Below are 21,404 nucleotides of genomic sequence, written 5' to 3' on the forward strand. Positions count from 1 at the left end.
TCGCAGACTCAAGGCTGCGCGCATGATCATCAACGCAGCCTTGAGAAATCGCTCCCCAACGGCATCAACAGCCGCAGATCGGCGATTGGAGGCGACCCTAAATTCGTTCAATGCTGCAAGCTTCTTTCCTGACCGTGTTTCTCGGTCAGGAAGATGGCGACCGCTGTGGCGGGCAGCGCGAAGCCGATCATGGACGCGAACCACCATCCACCAGAGGCAAAAGCCCAGGCACCCAAGGCAGAGCCAATGGCGCCGCCAGTGAAGAAGATAGCCATGAACAGGCCGTTGAGCCGGCTGCGCAAATCGGGGCCGAGTTCGTAAATCGAGCGCTGCCCGGTCACCAACGTCATGGTTACGCCGAAGTCGAGCAGGATGGCAGCAAGCGTCAGAAGCGTGAGCGCAATGGTTGAACCTTCAGAAGCGATTTGTGTCATCAGAAAAGCGACACCGACACTGAGAAGGCCGAATGCCGTCGCCGGCCGAACCAACCCCTTGTCCGCGAGGCGTCCCGCGATGGGGGAAGCAATGGCGCCCGCAACACCGGCGAGGGCGAAAAGCGCAATGCCGTTGTGACCCAGCCCAAAGCGAGGGCCTGCAAGATAGAGCGGCGTGACGGTCCAGAAGAGGCTGAATGCGGCGAACTGACAGGCCTGATATGCGGCGCGGCGCTGCAGGACCGGCTGCGTCGCGAGAAGCTGGGCCATCGACTTGAGCAGCTGGCCGTAACTCAGCCGGGCCGTCGGCATGCGCGTCGGCAGTTGGACCCATAGCAGGGTTCCAAGCCCGACCATGACGATAGCGGAAATATAAAAGACGGCATGCCAGGAGCTGAGGCCGGCGATCAGTCCGGAAATCGGCCGCGCCATCATGATGCCGACCATCAACCCGCTCATGATATTGCCGACGACGCGGCCCCGAGCCGCATCCGGAGCAAGGTTGGCAGCGAAGGGAACGATCATCTGGACTGCAACCGAGCCTACCCCGATGGCAAGCGAAGCGGTGAGGAAGGGCCCGGGCGTGGTTGAGAGGCCGGCCGCGATCAGGGCGAGAGTAACCAGGCCGATCATGGTCACGATCAGCCGACGATTTTCCACGAGGTCACCTAGCGGCACGAGCAGCAGCAGCCCAAGGCCATAGCCGATCTGCGTCAGGGTAACGATCAGGCCGGTTGCCTCTGCCGGCAGGCCGATGTCGACTGCAATCGGCCCGGCGAGTGGCTGGGTATAGTAGAGGTTGGCGGCAATCAGGCCGCAGGCGGCGGCCATCAGAAATGTCATGCCGGCAGAGAGTCCGGGCGGGTGCTGAGTCTGGGCGGTGGAAGCGGGAGTTGTCATTAAAATTCCTTGGGAGAAAGAAGGCGGGCGGTTTATTCAGTCGAGAATGCGCAACACGGCTTCGGCGGAAGGGAGCATCTGGTTCTCCAGCTCTCCGGTTTTGCCGGCGATGCGGACTCCCTGAAGATAGGAAAACAGCGCAAGCGCGGTCGCCGCAGGATCGACGTCCTGGCGGATTGAGCCGTCCAACTGGCCATCCCGGATGAAACCCTCGAGCCGGGCGACGAGTTTGCGATTGTGTCTGCCGACCATGTCGGCGATCTCCGCGTCGGACAGAACCAGTTCCACGGCGGCGCCAATGGCCAGGCATCCGCGCCTACCGGTCTCGCCACAGGCGGACATGGCATAGAAACCTACGACGCGGGCAATCTTTTCGCGACCGGTGGAGGCTGAAAACAGCGCCTGATCCAGAAGATCGGCCCGGATCTGTTTATAGCGGTCGTAGGCCGCGACGAAGACGTCACGCTTGTCACGAAACGCCTTGTATATGCTGCCGGCGGTCAGTCCCATTTCCGTTTTCAGTTCGGCGATGGAGGTCCCGTGATAGCCCTTCTCCGAGAATATGCGGATCGCCGCATCCAGAGCCTGGTTCATGTCGAATTCGCGCGGCCGCCCGACGCGGCGATTAGAGGTGCTTCCGAAGTTCATCTGACAACCTAATAGGAAATGATCATTTCCTATTAGGTTGCGGAATTGATTTCGTCAAGCCATTCGCTCATCGGCATCGCAGCTGATGGCACCAAGTTGCAGCACCAAGCGCTCGACCTGCGGAAATATTCCTCATTGCCTCTGCAGGTATCTTAAGGCTGGCCCATCGTTGCGTTGTTGACCTTGATCAAATGGATTTGTGCCCCGCTGTGTAGCCCAAGACATCGCCTAAAGAGTCACCTTTGTACCGACCAACAACGGCTATCTCGACGCAGCTCTCGCCGCGGCCAACAGTAAACGAGGCCAGGTAAACAGTAGGCCAATCCATACACCGGGCCTCAATGCCTACCTACGCGCTTGTATTAGAATTAGATAATGGTTATCGCCCCGTTCCCAAGTAATTGACAAACAACAATTTCCCTTGGAGCATTGTAAACTGCGATACACGAATTATCTGGGATCTCCCTTTATTTTTATCTGCTAGGTACTAAACTTCTCTCAGGCGTATGCGGAGAGGAGACGCTAAATGCCCGATGCTGATCAGCGAACCGCGAGCCTACCACGATCGCAGCGGCGAAACGAATTCACCACCTTCCTCGTCCTGGCCTTCGGCATCTGGCCAATCGTCGCCGTGGGCGTCGTGGGTGCTTACGGCTTTCTTGTCTGGATGTTCCAGATCATCTTCGGCCCACCCGGCCCTCCGGCGCACTAATGAGCAAGCCGGTCCACCTATCGAGGCGAAATTTTCTCCGCGGTTGTTATAAGCGGGGGAGTGGGCGTGTCTCTCCGCCGGGAGCAACCCCGGAAGGCCTCGAGGCCTGCACCGGCTGCGGACGGTGCGTCGACGCCTGTCCGACGCAAATTATCCGGCTGATCAAGGATCGCCCGGCGCTCGATTTCTCCGTCGCCGAGTGCACCTTCTGCGGCCAATGCGCGGAACTCTGTCCCGAGCCGGTCTTCGCCGGCCGGCCACAACAATTTCCACACATCGCGATGATCGGCGAGAGCTGTCTTGCCAGGAATCGCACCGATTGCCAGGCCTGTCGCGACGCCTGTCCGACGGAGGCGATCCGCTTCCGTCCGCGTGCCGGCGGGCCCTTCTTGCCCGAGCTTGACGAAGAGGCCTGCACCGGCTGCGGCGCCTGCCTTTCCGTCTGTCCAGTGGCAGCGATAGGCATTCGCGAGGTCGAGTGGGAGCGCGCCCATGTCTGATCGGAGCGCGTCCTATCATATCTCCAGCGCCGTCATCGTGACGATGCCGCATATGCGGGAGCGTGTCGTCGCTGAACTTGCCGAGATGCCGAACGTCGAGATCTACGCCCATGAGGCGGGAAAGATCGTCGTCGTGATCGAGGGCACGAGCACCGGGATGCTCGGTGAAAGTCTTTCGCGTATCGCGGTGCTCGAGGGCGTGGTGGCAGCCAACATGGTGTTTGAGCATGTCGAAACTCAAGGAGAGATCGGCCATGACCGGCGAACTGACGCGGCGTGAAATGTTGAAGGCGCATGCGGCCGGCATCGCCGCTGCGACGGCGGGGATCGCGCTTCCGGCGGCGGCCCAGCCCGTGCCGGGCGGCGTCGAAGCGCTTCAGATAAAGTGGTCCAAGGCGCCCTGCCGGTTCTGCGGTACCGGCTGCGGCGTCATGGTCGGCGTAAAGGAGGGACAGGTCGTCGCCACCCATGGCGACATGCAGGCCGAGGTCAACCGCGGCCTCAACTGCATCAAGGGCTACTTCCTGTCGAAGATCATGTACGGCGCCGACCGGCTAAAGACGCCGCTTCTGCGCAAGCGCAACGGCGCCTTTGCCAAGGACGGCGAGTTCGAGCCGGTGAGCTGGGACGAGGCTTTCGGCGTCATGGCCGAGCAGGCGAAGCGGGTGCTGAAGGAGAAGGGGCCGGCAGCCGTCGGCATGTTTGGCTCGGGACAGTGGACCATTTTCGAGGGCTACGCGGCCACGAAGCTGATGCGCGCCGGGTTCCGCTCCAATAATCTCGATCCCAATGCCCGCCACTGCATGGCCTCGGCCGCCTACGCCTTCATGCGCACGTTTGGCATGGACGAGCCGATGGGATGTTACGACGACTTCGAACACGCGGACGCCTTCGTGCTCTGGGGCTCGAACATGGCGGAAATGCACCCGATCCTGTGGACGCGTCTCGCCGACCGTCGGCTCGGCCACGAGCATGTGAAGGTGGCGGTGCTCTCGACCTTCACCCACCGCAGCATGGATCTGGCCGACATCCCGATCGTCTTCAAACCGGGCACCGATCTGGCGATCCTGAACTACATCGCCAACCACATCATCCAGACCGGCAGAGTGAATGAGGATTTCGTCAGGAAGCATACGACGTTCATGCTCGGCGCGACCGACATTGGCTATGGCCTGAGGCCCGACAATCCGCTCGAGGTCAAGGCCGTGAACGCCAAGGATGCGGCTAAAATGACGCCGAGCGACTTCGAGAGCTTCAAGACTTTCGTGTCGGAATACACGCTCGACAAGGTGGTCGAACTCACCGGGGTCGAGGCCGGATTCCTCGAACAACTGGCCGACCTTTATGCCGATCCCAAGCGCAAGGTCATGTCGCTCTGGACCATGGGGTTCAACCAGCATGTGCGCGGCGTCTGGGTCAACCAGATGGTGTACAACCTGCATCTCCTGACCGGGAAGATCTCCGAGCCGGGCAACAGCCCGTTCTCGCTGACCGGTCAACCCTCGGCCTGCGGGACGGCGCGCGAGGTCGGCACCTTCGCCCACCGGCTGCCAGCCGACATGACCGTGACCAATCCGGAGCACCGCAAGCATGCCGAGGAGATCTGGCGCATTCCCCACGGCATCATTCCGGAGAAACCCGGATACCATGCGGTTGAGCAGGACCGGATGCTGAAAGACGGCAAGCTCAATTTCTATTGGGTGCAGGTCAACAACAACGTCCAGGCGGCTCCCAATACGCAGAACGAGACCTATCAGGGCTATCGTAATCCGGACAATTTTATCGTCGTGTCCGACGTCTATCCGACGATCACCGCTATGAGCGCGGACCTGATCCTTCCGGCCGCCATGTGGGTGGAGAAGGAAGGCGCCTATGGCAATGCGGAGCGGCGCACCCATGTCTGGCACCAGCTCGTCGATGCGCCCGGCGAGGCCCGTTCCGATCTCTGGCAGATGGTGGAGTTTTCCAAGCGCTTCACCACCGACGAGGTGTGGCCGACCGACATCCTCGACGCCAGTCCCGGCTATCGGGGCAAGACCCTCTACGACGTGCTCTTCAAGAACGGCAACGTCGACCGCTTCCCGGCAAGCGAGATCAGCAGGGAATACGCCAACCGCGAGGCCGAGGCTTTCGGCTTCTACATCCAGAAGGGCCTGTTCGAGGAATATGCCTCCTTCGGGCGCGGTCACGGGCATGACCTCGCCCCCTATGACCGCTACCACGAGGAGCGGGGGCTCCGCTGGCCTGTCGTCGACGGCAAGGAGACGCTCTGGCGCTACCGGGAAGGCTACGATCCCTACGTGAAGCCGGGGGAGGGCGTGAAGTTCTATGGTCGTCCGGACGGCAAGGCGGTGATCCTCGCCGTTCCCTACGAGCCGCCGGCGGAATCTCCCGACGACGAATACAACGTTTGGCTGGTGACGGGCCGCGTCCTCGAGCACTGGCATTCCGGCTCGATGACGATGCGGGTGCCGGAACTCTACAAGGCGTTCCCCGGTGCAGTCTGCTTCATGAATGCGGGCGACGCACGCGATCGCGGTATCAACCAGGGGGCCGAGGTCAGGATCGTTTCCCGCCGCGGCGAGATTCGCGCGCGCGTCGAGACGCGCGGCCGCAACCGCATGCCGCCGGGCGTCATCTTCGTACCCTGGTTCGACGCCAGCAGGCTGATCAACAAGGTGACACTCGACGCAACCGATCCCATCTCCAAACAGACGGATTTCAAAAAATGCGCGGTCAAAATCGTCTCTGTCGCATGATGAGAAGCCCTGGATCGATACTGGGGGCGCCGTTGGCCATCCTGGTCGTCGCAACGGGAGCAATCGCGCAAATGGCTGACAAACGGGTGCCGGAGCTTTCCGGCCCGCCGCAGGAAATGGGCGAAGTAGAGGCGCACCCGATCCCGAAGTGGGTTGTTGACGACGTCCGCAAGGAGCGCGCCTATCCCGACCAGCCCCCAGTCATCCCGCATTCGATCGAGGGCTACCAACTTTCGGTCAACACCAACCGATGCCTTTCCTGCCACAAGCGCGAACTCACACAGGAGTCCGGCGCGCCGATGATCAGCGTCACCCATTACATGACGCGGGAGGGGCAGATGCTCGCCGACGTTTCGCCGCGGCGCTATTTCTGCACAGCCTGCCACGTGCCGCAGGCGGACGTGCGACCGCTCGTCGGCAACACCTTCCGGGACATGAGCGAGATGGGCGTCAGCCAGGCGGGGAGCGAGTAGGCCATGGCTCGGATAAAGCGCCTCCTACTCTGGGTGTGGAAGATCCTGACTACGCCGGCCGCAACGCTCAGCCTCGCCTTTTTGACACTCGGCGGCTTCGTCGGGGGCGTGATCTTCTGGGGCGCTTTCAACACCGCCTTGGAGCTCACCAACACCGAGGAGTTTTGCGTCTCCTGTCATGAGATGCGGGCCAACGTATATGAGGAGCTTACGCGCACGGTTCATTTCTCCAACCGCTCGGGCGTCCGGGCGTCCTGTCCCGACTGCCACGTGCCGCATGAGTGGACGGACAAGATCGCCCGCAAGATGCAGGCCTCAAAGGAAGTGTGGGGAAAGATCTTCGGGACCATCAACACGCGCGAGAAGTTCCTCGACCACCGCCTGGAACTCGCCAAGCACGAATGGGCGCGGCTCAAGGCCAACGACAGCCTCGAGTGCCGCAACTGTCACTCCTCAGCGGCGATGGACCTTTCCAAGCAGACGCAGCGTGCAGCAGAAATCCATACGCGCTACCTGCTGCCGGGCAGGGCGACCTGCATCGATTGCCATAAGGGCATTGCCCACGAACTGCCGAACATGCAGGGGGTTGAGCCCGGCTGGAAGCTGCCGCCCGAACTCGAAGGAGAGACGCTGCCTTCTGCTTCCGCGATTGACGAGCTGAAGCGGGTCATGGACGAGGCTCACAGCGCCGCGCTCGCGAATTAGGACCGCTTGCCCCGAGGCATTTAGCGGCGCTTCTGAAGCCTCCCAGCACGGGGAGAAGAAAGGCTATCTAACCATCAAGACGGGCAGCATCGGTGCATCGATCATCGACTTGGTTACGCCGCCGAATACCCTCTCGCGGATGCGCGAGTGCCCATAGGCGCCGATCACGATCAGGTCGGCCGAAGTGTCGCGTGCGTGCTGGGCGAGTACCTCTTCGACCGGGCGGCCGGCACTCGCAAGCTGGTCGACTGCAACTTTGACGCCGTGTCGTGCGAGATAAGTGGCGACATCAGCGCCGGGTCCTCCGCCGTTCTTGGTCTTTGGATCGACGAGCACCAGGTGTACCCCCTCGGCGTTTTGCATCATGTCCAGCGATTCGCGGGCGGCCCTTGCGGACTCGATGGTCGAGTTCCACGCAAGGAGGACGTTCTTCGGCTCCAAGGTAACTGATCGGAGATTCGCAGCGAGCAGGACCGGCCGTGCCGAATAGAAGAGAGCACCCTCTATGACTCCCCGCCGGAGGAGGTCATCTACCCTTAGACTTGTGCCGACCAAGGTGACATCAGCGTACCGCGCACGCTCTCCGACGTCTTGCCCGAGCCGCATCGTCTCTGAGTATCGCCCGACCACGTCGTATGAAATCCCGGCACTTCCGAGGATCTCCCTGGCCTCTCTGACCGATTGACGCAGTTGCTCCATATCACCGTCGCGGCTGTCAATCCACGCGGCGGAGATGGCTGCGAGGTCTCCCATCGGAGGGAGAGTGGCTATCTTGCTGACTAGAACCGAGAGGTGCGCCCCCTCCGACGCGCAAAGATCTGCCGCTGCCCTCAGGTCATCTTCGAGTTGGCTGATACCAACCACCAGAAGGATCGTCTTGTACGTCATTGGCCTGATCTCCCGAACGCGATTTGAATGCAGAAGCGATCTTACTCTGCGTCGCGGCGGCTACATTGATCACGGTCAATACTGTCGCGACGGGCTCTCGTCGTGGGGCGATTTGCAGCAAGCGGCGGGTTGGCTGTTTACGCCAGCATGGGCTATGGAAGAGTACGTATGGTGCAAGTACAGCCAAGACGCTGGGCATTGCAGCGGTAAACAGTCCTTCGGTGGATAACTGGATGCTTTCAAAAAGCGGTATTGAGCGGACTCAGTGGGGACGACGGGTCGTCAGGTGGAGAGGCGACGGCGTCGCAGCCTATATTGTCGCCGCGATCGTCACGTCGAGCGTTCTTGCGATCAGAATGATACGGGCCGAACCAATCGGCGAGGGCCTTCTTCTCTTCTCGTTTATCCCGGCCATCCTCGTTGTGGCGCTGATCGGCGGCCGCAATCCGATCCTCTTTGCAGCCGGGCTGTCGCTCGTTGTAGCGGTGCCTCATCAGCAGATCACGAGCGCCGACGGTCCGAGTGTCGTGGAACTGCTGGTCTTCGGGTCGGCAGTGCTTCTGATCGTGGCACTGGGAGAAGTGCTTGAGGCGGCAAGACGCGCCATCGACCGGACCGAGGACGTCGTAAGGGCCCGCGACGCTCATCTGAGATCCATACTGGACACTGTTCCGGACGCTACAGTGGTCAGCGCTACCGACGGCACAATCGTGTCCTTCAACGCCGCGGCCGTCCGGCAGTTCGGATACGCGGAGGAGGAGGTCATCGGCCAGAACCTGCGCATATTGATGCCGGAACCCTACCGCCACGAACACGACGGATATCTGCAGCGCTACATGGCAACCGGGGAAAAGCGCATCATCGGTATCGATCGCGTTGTCTCGGGGCAGCGGAAGGATGGATCGACGTTTCCGATGAAGCTCGCCGTGGGGGAGATGCGGTCGGGCGGCGAGAGGTTCTTCACGGGCTTCATCAGAGACCTGACGGAGCGGGAGGAGTCTGCCGCAAGGCTCGAGCAGATACAGGCTGAACTGGCGCGCCTTGCCCGCCTAAATGAGATGGGCGAAATGGCTTCGACGCTTGCCCACGAACTGAACCAGCCGTTGTCGGCGATCGCCAACTATTCGCATGGCTGTACGAGGCTGTTGCGTGACATGGACGACGCCGTCGCTACGCGAATACGCGAGGCGCTCGAAGAGGTGGCGAGCCAGTCGCTGCGGGCCGGCCAGATCATCAAACATCTGAGGGAATTCGTCACCAAGGGCGAGACGGAGAAGGCTCCGGAAGACATTCGCAAGCTGGTCGAGGAGTCTGCGGCCTTGGCTCTGGTCGGTTCGCGCGAGCAGGGCGTCCGCACCGTATTCGAGTATCTGCCCGGTGCCGAAATGGTATTGGTCGACCGTATCCAGGTGCAGCAGGTCCTCATCAATCTGATGCGCAACGCGATCGAGGCGATGCGCCACGTCGACCGCCGGGAACTGACGATCCGCACGATGCCGGCCGATCCGGGCGAGGTAGCAGTCGTCGTTGAAGACACCGGCGGAGGCATTCCGGAAGAAGTCGCCGGTCAGCTCTTCAAGCCGTTCGTCACGACCAAGGCAAGCGGAATGGGCATCGGGCTGTCCATTTCTAAGCGGATCGTCGAGGCGCACGGCGGTGAGATGACTGTTTCGAAAAATGAGGCCGGCGGAGCCACTTTCCGGTTCACGCTTCCCGCCTATCTAGATGAACGGATCGTTGCAAATGACTGATTATACGGTGCACATTGTTGATGACGAAGAGCCGGTCAGGAAGTCGCTGGCATTCATGCTGACAATGAACGGTTTCGCCGTGAAAATGCATCAATCGGCCGAGGCCTTTCTGGCTTTCGCGCCGGACGTCAGAAACGGGGTTCTCGTGACGGACCTGAGAATGCCGGACATGTCCGGCGTAGAGCTTCTGCGCAATCTCGGCGATCGCAAGATCAATATACCGTCGATCGTGATTACCGGGCACGGCGACGTGCCCATGGCGGTGGAGGCGATGAAGGCGGGGGCGGTGGACTTCATAGAGAAGCCTTTCGAGGATACCGTGATCATCGAGGCAATCGAGAGGGCGTCTGAACATCTGGTGGCTGCGGAAGCCGATGTGGACGATGCCAACGATATCCGAGCCAGGCTCCAGACGCTGAGCGAGAGAGAACGCCAGGTGCTCTCGGCAGTCGTCGCGGGCCTTCCCAACAAGTCGATCGCCTATGATCTGGACATCAGTCCGCGTACCGTCGAGGTGCACCGCGCCAATGTAATGGCCAAGATGAAGGCGAAGAGCCTCCCCCATCTCGTTCGCATGGCTCTCGCCGGTGGTTTCGGTCCTTCCTGATCTGCCGAGTTGATCTCGCGCAATGCGGCGCGTTGCCGCAAGCGGCTTAATGGCGGCTCGTTGCGGGCAGATGCACGCCGGATTGCGCGGGACTGAAATTGTTGGATGGGAAAACCATTATCGTCGTTGCAGCGGACCAGGGCCTCCGGCGGTCCGTGGCATTCGCCCTCGAAGTCGAAGGATATTACACGGAATCCTACGACTCCGTGCAAAAGGCTGAAGCCTCTTGCCGGGAAGCGCTCTGCGCGATTGTTGACGATGACATACTAAGATCCGAGCCTCAGGCCGCCGCGCAATTCCTTAGCAATCGGGGGGGCCGGGCCATACTGCTGGTTGATGGCCTGTCGGCCCTTCAGCGACGTGTGGACTACGCGACATTGACGAAGCCGTTCACCGGTGCCGACCTGCTCGGCGTGATCAACAGCCTGGTCGTGGCAGCTAAGTAGTTCCCCTTAGTGATCTAACCCAATTTCTCCAAATCACGCGAGTTGGCAATCTGTCCCCACATCGAACGGGGATAATCCATGTACGCCGCTGTAAAAGCCAAACCACAGTCCATCGAGGTCGAACACCTTGGACCGGCACCAATGTCGGGGCCGCATCTTGTCGCCACCTACAAGCCGGGTCGCGAGATCTATGCGCAGGGGGATCTGAACGACAAGTGTTATCAGGTTTCGACCGGAGCAGTGCGTATCCACCGCCTCCTTTCGGATGGACGCCGACAAGTCGTATCCTTTCATCTCCCAGGCGAAATGTTCGGGTTCGAAGCAGGATCCAACCATTCTTTCTTTGCCGAAGCCATCACTGAAACAACACTGGCCATTTTTGGCCGCCGGAATATGCAGGAGCGTTCGCGGGAGCTTCTCGCGCTCGCCTTGACTGGCATGGCACGGGCTCAGCAGCATCTTCTGGTAATCGGCAGGCAATGTGCCGTGGAACGGATTGCCGCATTTCTCGTCGATCTTTGCGAACGTCAGGGAGGAGGCAGGCAGCTACGCTTGCCCATGTCGCGGCAGGATATCGCGGACTATCTTGGCCTGACCATCGAGACCGTGTCGCGCGTGGTGACGAAACTGAAGGAGCGCAGCCTCATCGCGCTTAGGGACGCAAGGACGATCGACATCATGAAGCCGGACGCGCTGCGCTCGCTTTGCAATTGAGGTTGTCCGAGGGGCCGCGAAAGCGGGCCCTCTCTTCGGCTTCCTGGCGGGCGCCCGTTACTCCAGAAACGGAGCGAGACATGTTCGTGAGGGTAATGTCTCGTGAGGAATGCCAACGCGCCGTCGCCGCTGGAGATCTTGCGCGGCTGGCATGCTGTAGGGACGACCAGCCCTACATCGTGCCGATCACCTACGCGCACTCGGGCAACAGGCTCTACTGTTTCTCTATGCCCGGCCAGAAAATCGATTGGATGCGCAGCAACCCAAAGGTGTCGCTGCAGATTGCCGAGTTTGCCAGCAATCGCCAATGGAAGAGCGTGGTCGTGACGGGCAGGTACCAAGAACTACCGGCGACGCAAGGCTGCCGCCACGAGCGTATTCACGCCTGGTCCCTGCTCGAAAAGAAACCCAACTGGTGGGAACCGGGCGGCCTCAAACCTGTGCCACAAGAGATCTCAGGGGCGTCTGCGCACATCTTCTTCTGCGTGGAGATGGACGAGATGACGGGCCGGGCAACCTGCGCGGGTGAGTTATAGTCTCCCCCACGCGAAGGCGATCCCCTCCAACGGTTCTCCCGCCCTCAGCTTCCATTGCTTGTATTTTCCTGCTGCAGCTCGGGTGGTTCGGCCGATCCCAGAGCCCAAGCCGGCAGCCTTCCGGGCCCTTCGTGACGTCTTTGTCCGTACCGCTGTCCGGCCTCTTTTTGACCAACCTGCTAGCATGTGTCGCGAGTTCCAAAACACTTGATCTGGATCAAGGTGCCCAAGGCCGGGCTCTGACAATTCTCGCAACAGTTTGGCGCGTCGTGCACACGCGCCAGTCAGCGATTAGCGAGAGTTGGGGCCTATCATGAAACACACAGTCGAGATGGTCGTGCTTTCCGTCGGCGCCTTCCTGGCGCTGGTCGGAGCCGGCCTTGCCCAGGACCGCCTGTTCGGCGCGCACATGTGGGTGCTGTTCTTCGTGCTGCTCGCCGGCACCCTTGTGCTCATGCGCCGCGTCGACTTCCGTCCGGCTGTCGCGGGTCATCCGGGCCGTCGCAGCGAATACTTCGACGAGGTTGTGAAGTACGGCGTCGTCGCGACCGTGTTCTGGGGCGTGGTCGGCTTTCTCGTCGGCGTCGTCGCCGCCCTTCAGCTTGCTTTTCCGGACCTCAACGTGGAGCCCTGGTTCAATTTCGGCCGGGTACGGCCGCTTCACACGTCCGCCGTCATTTTCGCCTTCGGTGGCAACGCGCTTATCGCAACTTCGTTCTATGTCGTGCAGCGCACCAGCCGCGCACGGCTCTTCGGAGGTGACCTCGGCTGGTTCGTCTTCTGGGGGTACCAGCTCTTCATCGTGCTTGCGGCCAGCGGCTACCTGCTCGGAATTACCCAAAGCCGCGAATACGCGGAGCCGGAATGGTACGTCGACCTCTGGCTAACAATCGTCTGGGTTGCCTACCTCGTCGCCTTCCTGGGCACGATCATGAAGCGCAAAGAACCGCACATCTACGTGGCGAACTGGTTCTATCTCGCCTTCATCGTCACCATCGCGATGCTGCACGTCGTCAACAATCTGGCGGTGCCCGTCTCCTTCCTTGGTTCGAAGAGCTACTCCGCATTTTCCGGCGTGCAGGACGCGCTGACGCAGTGGTGGTACGGACACAACGCAGTGGGCTTCTTTCTCACGGCGGGCTTCCTGGCGATGATGTACTACTTCATCCCGAAACAGGTGAACCGCCCGGTCTATTCCTACCGGCTGTCGATCATCCACTTCTGGGCGATCATCTTCATGTACATCTGGGCGGGTCCCCACCACCTGCACTACACGGCGCTGCCCGACTGGGCGCAGACGCTCGGCATGGTCTTCTCCATCATGCTCTGGATGCCCTCGTGGGGCGGCATGATCAACGGTCTGATGACGCTCTCCGGCGCCTGGGACAAGATCCGCACCGACCCGGTGGTCCGCATGATGGTGATGGCCGTTGCCTTCTACGGCATGGCGACCTTCGAAGGCCCGATGATGTCGATCAAGACGGTCAACTCGCTCAGCCACTACACCGACTGGACCATCGGCCACGTCCATTCCGGCGCACTCGGCTGGAACGGACTGATCACCTTCGGCGCGATCTACTATCTGGTGCCGAAGCTGTGGAACCGCGAACGGCTCTACAGCGTCCGCATGGTCAACTGGCACTTCTGGCTCGCCACCCTCGGCATCGTCGTCTACGCCGCTGTCATGTGGGTCGCTGGTATCCAGCAAGGCTTGATGTGGCGCGAATACGACGACCAGGGCTTCCTCGTCTACTCCTTCGCGGAAACGGTCGCGGCCATGTTCCCCTACTATGTCATGCGCGCCGCCGGCGGCGCCCTGTTCCTCGCCGGCGCGCTCCTCATGGCCTTCAACGTAACAATGACGATCCTCGGTCGCGTCCGCGACGAGGAACCGATCTTCGGTGCCGCGCCGCTGCCGGCACCTGCAGAATAGGAGGGCATAGACCATGTCGATTCTCGACAAACACGCGATACTCGAGCGCAACGCCACGCTGCTGCTGATAGGCTCGCTCCTGGTCGTCTCCATCGGCGGAATCGTGGAAATCGCGCCGCTCTTCTATCTCGAAAACACCATCGAGAAGGTCGAGGGAATGCGGCCATACTCTCCGCTGGAGCTTGCCGGCCGCGACATCTACATCCGCGAGGGATGCTACGTCTGTCACAGCCAGATGATCCGTCCTTTCCGTGACGAGGTGGAGCGCTACGGCCATTACTCGCTCGCCGCGGAATCCATGTACGACCATCCCTTTCAATGGGGTTCCAAGCGAACCGGACCGGATCTCGCCCGCGTCGGCGACCGCTATTCCAATGAATGGCACGTCCAGCACATGATCGAGCCCCGTTCGGTCGTGCCGGAATCTGTGATGCCGAGCTACGCCTTCCTCAAGGAGACGCCGCTCGAGGTGAAGAACGTTGCCATGAGCCTCGAGGCGAACAGGGCGGTCGGCGTTCCCTACACCGACGAGATGATCGGCAACGCGGCTGCGGACCTAAAGGCCCAGGCCGATCCGAATGCCGACGGTTCGGGCGTCGAGGCACGTTATCCCAAGGCCAAGCTCGGCGACTTCGACGGCGATCCGCAAAGGCTGACGGAGATGGACGCGCTCGTCGCCTATCTCCAGATGCTGGGCACGCTCGTCGACTTCTCCACCTACGACGACGCCGCCGGCTACCGCTGAGAAGGAGGCAACATGGAAACGTACACGGCCATGCGCCATTTCGCCGATAGCTGGGGATTGCTCGCAATGACGTTGTTCTTCCTCGGCGTCGTCTTTTTCATCTTCCGCCCCGGCGCCAAGAACGCTGCCGCTCAGGCGTCTGTCATCCCGTTAAAGGAGGACTGATCCATGGCCGACAAGCACAAGCACATTGACGAGATAAGCGGCGTAGAGACAACCGGACACGAATGGGACGGCATCCGCGAACTCAATAATCCGATGCCGCGCTGGTGGGTCTACAGCTTCTATGCCACGATCATCTGGGCAATCGGCTATGCGATCGCCTATCCCTCGTGGCCTATGCTGACGGAGGCGACCAAGGGCATGCTCGGCTATTCGAGCCGCGCCGAGGTCAGCGTCGAACTGGCCGCTGCCAAGGCTGCCCAGGCCGGCAATCTGGAGCAGATCGCATCGAGTTCGGTCGAAGAGATCATCGCAAATCCGCAACTGCAGCAATTTGCCGTTTCAGCCGGGGCTTCCGCCTTCAAGGTGAACTGCGCCCAGTGCCACGGCTCGGGGGCTGCGGGCGGGCAGGGCTTCCCGAATCTCAATGACGACGACTGGCTCTGGGGCGGCAAGCCGCAAGAGATCTATCAGACTATTGCTCATGGAGTTCGCCACGCCCCCGATGGGGAGACGCGGGTTTCGGAGATGCCGCCCTTCGGCGACATGCTGACACCAGAGCAGATGCAGCAGACGGCCGCCTACGTGGTCAGCCTCACCCAGGCTCCTTCGCAACCACACCTGGTCCAGCAGGGTAAGCAGGTGTTTGCCGACAACTGCGCTTCCTGCCATGGCGCCGACGCGAAAGGAAACCGTGAGATGGGAGCACCCAACCTCGCCGATCCGATCTGGCTGAAAGGCGAGGGCGAGCAGGCGGTGATCACTCAGATGAAGACGCCGAAGCACGGCGTGATGCCCGCATGGCTGCCGCGCCTCGGCGACGACACCGTCAAGCAGCTCGCGGTGTTCGTCCACTCGCTAGGCGGCGGCGAGTAGAGGCCCACGATCAATCGGCCGTGCACCCGCGCGGCCGCTTCCCGACCACAGGCCGGCCTGGTCAGATTTTCGTTCCTCTATCGGAAGAAACCGCTCCGTTCAAAGCTCTTGGGGTTTTCCACCGCATGTGGGGCATGTGGGCCGCAGACTTGACGCAGATCAAGGTGAACAGCGTGCACATCGGCAAAGGTCGCCTCACAAGCGAAACTATCGCCGGAACCTGCCTCCATGCTCCACCAACCCAAAACCAAAGCTACAGTCGGACGGCTCGATGCCGAAACCGTCAATGCCGCCCGCGTGCGCGGTCCGCTTTACGAGAAGCGTCGGAAGATCTTCCCGAAGCGGGCCGAGGGTCGTTTCCGCCGGTTCAAATGGCTGGTGATGCTGGTGACGCTCGGCATCTACTATCTGACGCCGTGGATCCGCTGGGACCGCGGGGCGCATGCGCCGGATCAGGCAGTCCTTATCGACCTCGCTTCCCGGCGCTTCTATTTCTTCTTCGTAGAGATTTGGCCGCAGGAGTTCTTCTTCGTCGCGGGGCTCCTGGTGATGGCGGGCTTCGGGCTTTTCCTCGTGACGTCGGCAGTTGGGCGGGCCTGGTGCGGCTACGCCTGCCCGCAGACCGTCTGGGTCGATCTCTTCCTCGTCGTCGAGCGCTTCATCGAGGGCGACCGCAACGCCCGCATGCGCCTCGACGCCGGACCGTGGAGCCTCGACAAGATACGCAAGCGCGTGGCCAAGCATGCCATCTGGCTTGCGATCGGCGTTGCAACCGGCGGCGCGTGGATATTCTATTTCGCCGATGCGCCCTCGCTCATGTCGAGCCTGATCGCGCTCGATGCGCCGCCGGTCGCCTATACCACGATCGGCATTCTGACCGCGACGACCTATGTCTTCGGGGGACTGATGCGAGAGCAGGTCTGCACCTATATGTGCCCATGGCCGCGCATCCAGGCGGCCATGCTGGACGAGAACTCGCTCGTCGTAACCTACAACGACTGGCGGGGGGAGCCGCGCTCGCGGCATGCGAAGAAGGCGGCTGCGGCCGGCGACGTCGTCGGGGACTGCGTCGACTGCAACGCCTGCGTTGCCGTCTGTCCCATGGGCATCGACATACGCGATGGCCAGCAGCTCGAATGCATCACCTGCGCGCTCTGCATCGACGCCTGCGACGGCGTGATGGACAAGCTCGGCCGCGAGCGCGGGCTGATCTCATACGCGACGCTCAGCGACTATGCCGCCAATATGGCCCTCGCGACGAGTGGCGGGACTGCGGCGATCGATCCGAGCCGTGTGCGCGACGCCCATGGCGCTTTCCGTGACAAGGTGAGGCATCTCAGCTGGCGCATCGTCTTCCGACCCCGCGTTCTCGTTTATTTCGGCGTGTGGACGATGGTCGGATTCGGTCTTCTTTTCGGCCTGCTGGCGCGCGACCGGCTAGAACTGAACGTCCTGCACGACCGCAACCCCCAGTTCGTCGTCGAATCCGACGGCTCGGTCCGCAACGGCTACATGGTGAAGCTTCTCAACATGATCCCAGAACAGCGCACCATCAGCCTGACGATCGAGGGTATGCCCACCGCCACTATGCGCGTGGCAGGACAGGCGACGGGCGACGGGCGGAGCGTCACGATTGGTGTCGAGCCGGACAAGGTCACACCCCTCAAAGTCTTCGTCACATTGCCAAAGGGCGGGTTTGCCGAGGCGGAAGGGGGCTTCTCCCTCATTGCGGAGGACCCGTCCAGCCACGAACGCGATGTGTATCAGGCCAATTTCAATCTACCGGGAGCAGCAAGACGATGAGCACGGCAAAACAGCGCGGATTCACCGGTTGGCACATGTTGACCGTCATGGGCCTTTTCTTCGGGACCATTATCTCCGTAAACCTCGTCATGGCCTGGAACGCCAGCCGAAGCTGGAGCGGCCTTGTCGTGGAGAACACCTACGTCGCCAGCCAGCAGTTCAACGGCAAGGTGGCCGAGGGTCGCGCCTTTGAGGCAAGCGGCATCAGGGGACGGCTATCGACCGAACCCGGTGCTATTCGCTACGTGCTTACCCGCAACGGCGAACCGGAGCGAAAAATTGACAAGGTCATCGCCGTTCTCAAACGACCAGTCGAGGAGCATGAGGATATGCACGTCGAGCTGGTGCGTATGGGTGTCGGTGTTTTCGCCGCCGAGCAGTCGCTGAAACCCGGCCAGTGGGTTGCTGACGTGACGGCAATGGCGGGTGGAGCGCTCGTCTATCGCCAGGCCATTCGTTTCATCGTCTCGGGAGAGGTCCAATGAGCTGTTGCGCCGCGGGAGCCGCGACAAACTTGGCTGCAGAACGGGCGGGCCAGCGGCTCCCTTCTTCCGAAGAACTTTGGCTTGCGAGCCGGGACCTCGGAGGCGGGTTGCGTCAGACGGAGCTAAGTGTCCCCAACGCCTATTGCGGCGCCTGCATCGCCACGATCGAAGGAGCGCTGCGCGCCAAGCCTGAAGTCGAACGCGCCCGCGTCAATCTCTCCTCCCGCCGCGTTTCAATCGTCTGGAAGGAGGAGGTTGGCGGTCGTCGCACCAATCCCTGTGATTTCTTGCATGCGATCGCTGAGCGTGGCTATCAGACACATCTCTTTTCGTTCGGGGGGGAGGAAAGCGACGACCTGCTGAAGCAGTTGATTCTCGCGGTTGCCGTTTCCGGCTTCGCCGCAACCAATATCATGCTGCTCTCCGTGTCAGTCTGGTCCGGGGCGGATGCGGCCACGCGCGATCTCTTCCACTGGATCTCGGCGCTGATCGCCGGACCAGCGCTGATCTATGCTGGCCGCTTCTTCTACAAGTCGGCATGGAACGCCATTCGCCACGGCCGAACCAACATGGATGTGCCGATCGCGCTCGCCGTCAGCCTTTCCTATGGCATGTCGCTCCATGAGACGATTGGTCATGGCGAACATGCCTGGTTCGATGCATCCGTGACCTTGCTGTTCTTCCTGCTGATCGGCCGTACGCTCGATCACATGATGCGGGGACGTGCACGAACGGCGATCAGCGGTCTCGCACGCCTGTCGCCGCGCGGGGCCACGGTTGTCCATCCGGATGGCTCGCGCGAGTATCGCCCCGTCGACGAGATCAAGCCAGGCGAACGCCTGATTGTCGCGGCTGGCGAGCGTATCCCGGTCGATGGACGGGTGCTGCACGGGACAAGCGATCTCGATCGCTCCGTGGTCAACGGCGAGAGCTCGCCGGCCGTGGTCGCGACAGGGGACACCGTTCAGGCCGGTACGCTTAACCTCACGGGTCCGCTGACGCTGGAGGCGACGGCCGCGGCGCGCGACTCGTTCATCGCCGAAATCATCGGATTGATGGAGGCTGCCGAAGGGGGAAGGGCGCGTTACCGACGCATCGCCGACCGCGCCGCTCGCTATTACTCGCCGGCCGTGCATCTGCTGGCGCTCCTGACCTTCGTCGGCTGGATGCTGGTGGAGGGAGATGTCCGCCACGCCATGTTGGTCGCGGTGGCGGTGCTCATCATCACGTGCCCCTGCGCACTCGGTCTCGCCGTTCCGGTCGTCCAGGTCGTTGCGGCCGGGCGGCTTTTCCAAGGCGGTGTCATGGTCAAGGATGGCTCGGCGATGGAGCGTCTCGCTGAGATCGACACAGTGCTCCTGGACAAGACGGGCACGCTGACCATCGGCAGACCACGGCTCGTGAACGGGCACGAAATCTCACCGGGTCGGCTCGCAATGGCGGCGGGTATCGCGGTGCATTCGCGCCATCCAATGGCAATAGCAATTCAGAATTCGGCAGGGGCAGCCTCGCCGATTGCCGGCGATATCCGGGAAATTCCCGGCGCCGGCATCGAAGTGAAGACCAAGGAGGGCATCTATCGGCTCGGGAGCCGCGACTTTGCGGTCGGCGGTCCGGGGCCTGACGGCGGCCAATCTGAGACAATCCTGTCGTTGGACTTTTGTGAGCTTGCCTGCTTCCGGTTCGAGGACCGGCCGCGGCCCGCATCACGCGAATCGATCGAAGCCCTTGGCCGCCTGGGCATTGCGACCGGAATCCTGTCCGGCGACCGGGAGCCTGTGGTAGCGGCCCTCGCCAGCAGTTTGGGGATTGCGAACTGGCATGCCGAACTCTCGCCACGCGAAAAGGTCGAGGCATGCGCGGTTGCCGCCGAGGCAGGTCACAAGGCCCTGGTAGTTGGGGACGGCATAAACGACGCGCCCGTTCTGCGTGCGGCGCACGTTTCCATGGCTCCGGCGACTGCCGCCGATGTCGGACGGCAGGCTGCCGACTTAGTCTTCATGCATCAGCCCCTATCGGCAGTTCCCTTCGCCATCGAGACTTCGCGGCATGCCGGCCGACTTATCCGGCAGAACTTCGTGCTGGCGATCGGCTACAACGTCATCGCCGTGCCGATCGCAATTCTTGGCTACGCGACTCCGCTCGTTGCCGCTGTCGCGATGTCCACCTCGTCGCTCGTGGTAGTCTTCAATGCTCTGAGACTGAAGCACACGCTTGCCGACGGTAAGCCCGGTACGCCAACCACATTGATGCATCCAGGCGCGGTGACGTCATGAACACCCTCGTCTATCTCATTCCAATCGCACTCAGTCTCGGTGGTCTTGGACTCGTAGCATTTCTGTGGGCGCTCAAGAGCGGGCAGTACGAGGACCTCGACGGAGCGTCCTGGCGCATACTCGACGACGGCGATGGCGAGGGTTAATGAAGCCAGACTTTATAGCTATTTGACCAAGATCAAATTACCGAAACCGACATAGCCCTAGACTGGTGGCATGTTCATTGGGACACGCGCAATGGAGACACTGCAATTAACTTCGAGCGATAGGACGACCTTCTTGGGTTCGCGTTTCTTCGTGCGGCTGCCGCGCTCCACTGTCGACGCCATTCTCGAGGACACGAGGCTGTCCACTTACGAGGAGCACGATGTCCTCTTCCACCAAGGCGACAGCATCGACGACGTTTTCTTTCTACTTTCAGGTCTGATTCGCCTCTACCGTGTTGGCAAAGACGGGCGCGAGGCCGACGTCGCGGTGTTTTCCAAAGGGGAAATGTTTGCCGAGAACGCCATGTGTCTGGGGCGTGCAACCGCCAGCGCGGAGGCTGCCGAAGCATCCATTGTTGCGCGCATTGACGGTGCCAAGCTTCGCCAACTCGCCGCCGCAGACGCCGACGTGGCGCAGGCTTTCATCGAGCATCTTTGCCATCGAGGTAAGATGACGGAAGACCTGCTCGCGCAAGATCGCCTGCTCACCGCTCCCCAGCGGGTTGCCAGCTATCTACTCGGTCATTGTCCAAACGGCACCGCCACAAGCTTCTCGTTCCGCCTGCCGTTCCAGAAGAGCGTGCTTGCGGGGAAACTTGGCCTTGCCCCGGAAGCCCTGTCACGCGCCTTTTCGACGCTCCGCCAGTCGGGAGTCACCGTGAAGGGTCGGATGATCGAAATTCACGACAGGCATGCGCTGGAGCGGTTCTGATGCGTGCCTACAGGCGCTGGACCGGAAAATCCACTGTGACTTTCTTGCGTCCGAGCCACGAAATTCGCAACCCACTACGTTATGGATACTCTCCATGCCTCGCGCGCGAGCAATATACATGTTTGCGGCGACT

23 protein-coding genes are annotated in these 21,404 nt (G+C 61.5%); 20 read left to right on the plus strand and 3 right to left on the minus strand.

Annotated elements, in window-relative coordinates; genetic code table 11:
* Positions 1-107: 107 nt before the first annotated feature.
* Positions 108-1,334, minus strand: a complete 1,227-nt coding sequence (locus JOH52_RS28630; protein WP_013845453.1) for an MFS transporter — start codon at positions 1,332-1,334, stop codon at positions 108-110.
* Positions 1,335-1,370: 36 nt separating this feature from the next.
* Positions 1,371-1,982 carry a TetR/AcrR family transcriptional regulator gene (locus JOH52_RS28635; RefSeq protein WP_014531550.1) on the minus strand — a complete coding sequence of 204 codons (612 nt, stop codon included), beginning with the start codon at positions 1,980-1,982 and terminating at the stop codon, positions 1,371-1,373.
* Between the two features lie 526 nt (positions 1,983-2,508).
* Between JOH52_RS28635 and napE the strand changes: the two genes are divergently transcribed.
* From napE to JOH52_RS28665, 6 genes are read left to right on the plus strand one after another with little or no spacing between them, the layout of a single operon-like run.
* Positions 2,509-2,694: a periplasmic nitrate reductase, NapE protein gene (gene napE / locus JOH52_RS28640; RefSeq protein WP_013845451.1), complete on the plus strand. Its 186-nt coding sequence runs from the start codon at positions 2,509-2,511 to the stop codon at positions 2,692-2,694.
* Positions 2,694-3,194: a ferredoxin-type protein NapF gene (locus JOH52_RS28645; RefSeq protein ID WP_013845450.1), complete on the plus strand. Its 501-nt coding sequence runs from the start codon at positions 2,694-2,696 to the stop codon at positions 3,192-3,194. The genes napE and JOH52_RS28645 overlap by 1 nt, the downstream gene beginning before the upstream one ends.
* On the plus strand, positions 3,187-3,474 hold the full coding sequence (locus JOH52_RS28650; protein WP_013845449.1) for a chaperone NapD: 288 nt from the start codon (positions 3,187-3,189) through the stop codon (positions 3,472-3,474). Before JOH52_RS28645 ends, JOH52_RS28650 begins: the two co-directional genes overlap by 8 nt.
* The gene (napA, locus tag JOH52_RS28655) at positions 3,449-5,953 is read left to right on the plus strand and encodes a periplasmic nitrate reductase subunit alpha (protein WP_013845448.1); all 2,505 of its coding nucleotides are present in this window, start codon (positions 3,449-3,451) and stop codon (positions 5,951-5,953) included. Before JOH52_RS28650 ends, napA begins: the two co-directional genes overlap by 26 nt.
* Positions 5,923-6,426, plus strand: a complete 504-nt coding sequence (locus tag JOH52_RS28660) for a nitrate reductase cytochrome c-type subunit (RefSeq protein WP_020479568.1) — start codon at positions 5,923-5,925, stop codon at positions 6,424-6,426. The genes napA and JOH52_RS28660 overlap by 31 nt, the downstream gene beginning before the upstream one ends.
* A gap of 3 nt (positions 6,427-6,429) precedes the next feature.
* Positions 6,430-7,131: a cytochrome c3 family protein gene (locus tag JOH52_RS28665; protein WP_013845446.1), complete on the plus strand. Its 702-nt coding sequence runs from the start codon at positions 6,430-6,432 to the stop codon at positions 7,129-7,131.
* Between the two features lie 63 nt (positions 7,132-7,194).
* Here JOH52_RS28665 and JOH52_RS28670 read toward each other — a convergent pair whose 3' ends face one another.
* Positions 7,195-8,019, minus strand: coding sequence for a universal stress protein (locus tag JOH52_RS28670; protein WP_014531553.1), 825 nt, complete (start codon positions 8,017-8,019; stop codon positions 7,195-7,197).
* A 233-nt stretch (positions 8,020-8,252) separates the two neighbouring features.
* Here JOH52_RS28670 and fixL point away from each other — a divergent pair, with 233 nt between their 5' ends.
* The 14 genes from fixL (at position 8,253) to JOH52_RS28740 (ending at position 21,271) form a co-directional block, all read left to right on the plus strand.
* Positions 8,253-9,770, plus strand: a complete 1,518-nt coding sequence (gene fixL, locus JOH52_RS28675) for an oxygen sensor histidine kinase FixL (RefSeq protein ID WP_014531554.1) — start codon at positions 8,253-8,255, stop codon at positions 9,768-9,770.
* A complete protein-coding gene (gene fixJ, locus JOH52_RS28680) occupies positions 9,763-10,377 on the plus strand; it encodes a response regulator FixJ (protein WP_013845444.1) in 615 nt (204 codons plus the stop codon). Before fixL ends, fixJ begins: the two co-directional genes overlap by 8 nt.
* A 98-nt stretch (positions 10,378-10,475) precedes the next feature.
* Entirely contained in the window at positions 10,476-10,823 is a 348-nt protein-coding gene (fixT, locus tag JOH52_RS28685) for a transcriptional regulator FixT (protein WP_013845443.1), read from the plus strand.
* A 78-nt stretch (positions 10,824-10,901) separates the two neighbouring features.
* The gene (locus JOH52_RS28690) at positions 10,902-11,537 is read left to right on the plus strand and encodes a helix-turn-helix domain-containing protein (RefSeq protein ID WP_014531557.1); all 636 of its coding nucleotides are present in this window, start codon (positions 10,902-10,904) and stop codon (positions 11,535-11,537) included.
* A gap of 80 nt (positions 11,538-11,617) precedes the next feature.
* Positions 11,618-12,073 (plus strand): pyridoxamine 5'-phosphate oxidase family protein, encoded by a 456-nt coding sequence (locus tag JOH52_RS28695; RefSeq protein WP_014531558.1) that lies wholly within the window; start codon positions 11,618-11,620, stop codon positions 12,071-12,073.
* Between the two features lie 313 nt (positions 12,074-12,386).
* A complete protein-coding gene (gene ccoN / locus JOH52_RS28700; RefSeq protein WP_014531559.1) occupies positions 12,387-14,006 on the plus strand; it encodes a cytochrome-c oxidase, cbb3-type subunit I in 1,620 nt (539 codons plus the stop codon).
* Between the two features lie 13 nt (positions 14,007-14,019).
* Positions 14,020-14,751, plus strand: coding sequence for a cytochrome-c oxidase, cbb3-type subunit II (gene ccoO / locus JOH52_RS28705; protein WP_010967643.1), 732 nt, complete (start codon positions 14,020-14,022; stop codon positions 14,749-14,751).
* Between the two features lie 12 nt (positions 14,752-14,763).
* A complete protein-coding gene (locus JOH52_RS28710) occupies positions 14,764-14,916 on the plus strand; it encodes a CcoQ/FixQ family Cbb3-type cytochrome c oxidase assembly chaperone (RefSeq protein WP_010967642.1) in 153 nt (50 codons plus the stop codon).
* Positions 14,917-14,919: 3 nt separating this feature from the next.
* The gene (gene ccoP, locus JOH52_RS28715; protein WP_013845439.1) at positions 14,920-15,789 is read left to right on the plus strand and encodes a cytochrome-c oxidase, cbb3-type subunit III; all 870 of its coding nucleotides are present in this window, start codon (positions 14,920-14,922) and stop codon (positions 15,787-15,789) included.
* Positions 15,790-16,017: 228 nt separating this feature from the next.
* Positions 16,018-17,592 carry a cytochrome c oxidase accessory protein CcoG gene (ccoG, locus tag JOH52_RS28720; RefSeq protein WP_014531560.1) on the plus strand — a complete coding sequence of 525 codons (1,575 nt, stop codon included), beginning with the start codon at positions 16,018-16,020 and terminating at the stop codon, positions 17,590-17,592.
* Positions 17,589-18,077, plus strand: coding sequence for a FixH family protein (locus tag JOH52_RS28725; protein WP_013845437.1), 489 nt, complete (start codon positions 17,589-17,591; stop codon positions 18,075-18,077). The genes ccoG and JOH52_RS28725 overlap by 4 nt, the downstream gene beginning before the upstream one ends.
* On the plus strand, positions 18,074-20,353 hold the full coding sequence (locus tag JOH52_RS28730) for a cation-translocating P-type ATPase (RefSeq protein WP_013845436.1): 2,280 nt from the start codon (positions 18,074-18,076) through the stop codon (positions 20,351-20,353). The genes JOH52_RS28725 and JOH52_RS28730 overlap by 4 nt, the downstream gene beginning before the upstream one ends.
* Positions 20,350-20,499, plus strand: a complete 150-nt coding sequence (ccoS, locus tag JOH52_RS28735) for a cbb3-type cytochrome oxidase assembly protein CcoS (RefSeq protein WP_013845435.1) — start codon at positions 20,350-20,352, stop codon at positions 20,497-20,499. Before JOH52_RS28730 ends, ccoS begins: the two co-directional genes overlap by 4 nt.
* A gap of 91 nt (positions 20,500-20,590) precedes the next feature.
* A complete protein-coding gene (locus tag JOH52_RS28740) occupies positions 20,591-21,271 on the plus strand; it encodes a Crp/Fnr family transcriptional regulator (protein ID WP_014531561.1) in 681 nt (226 codons plus the stop codon).
* Positions 21,272-21,404 lie beyond the last annotated feature (133 nt).

The organism is Sinorhizobium meliloti (assembly GCF_017876815.1).
Taxonomy (GTDB): Bacteria; Pseudomonadota; Alphaproteobacteria; order Rhizobiales; family Rhizobiaceae; genus Sinorhizobium; species Sinorhizobium meliloti.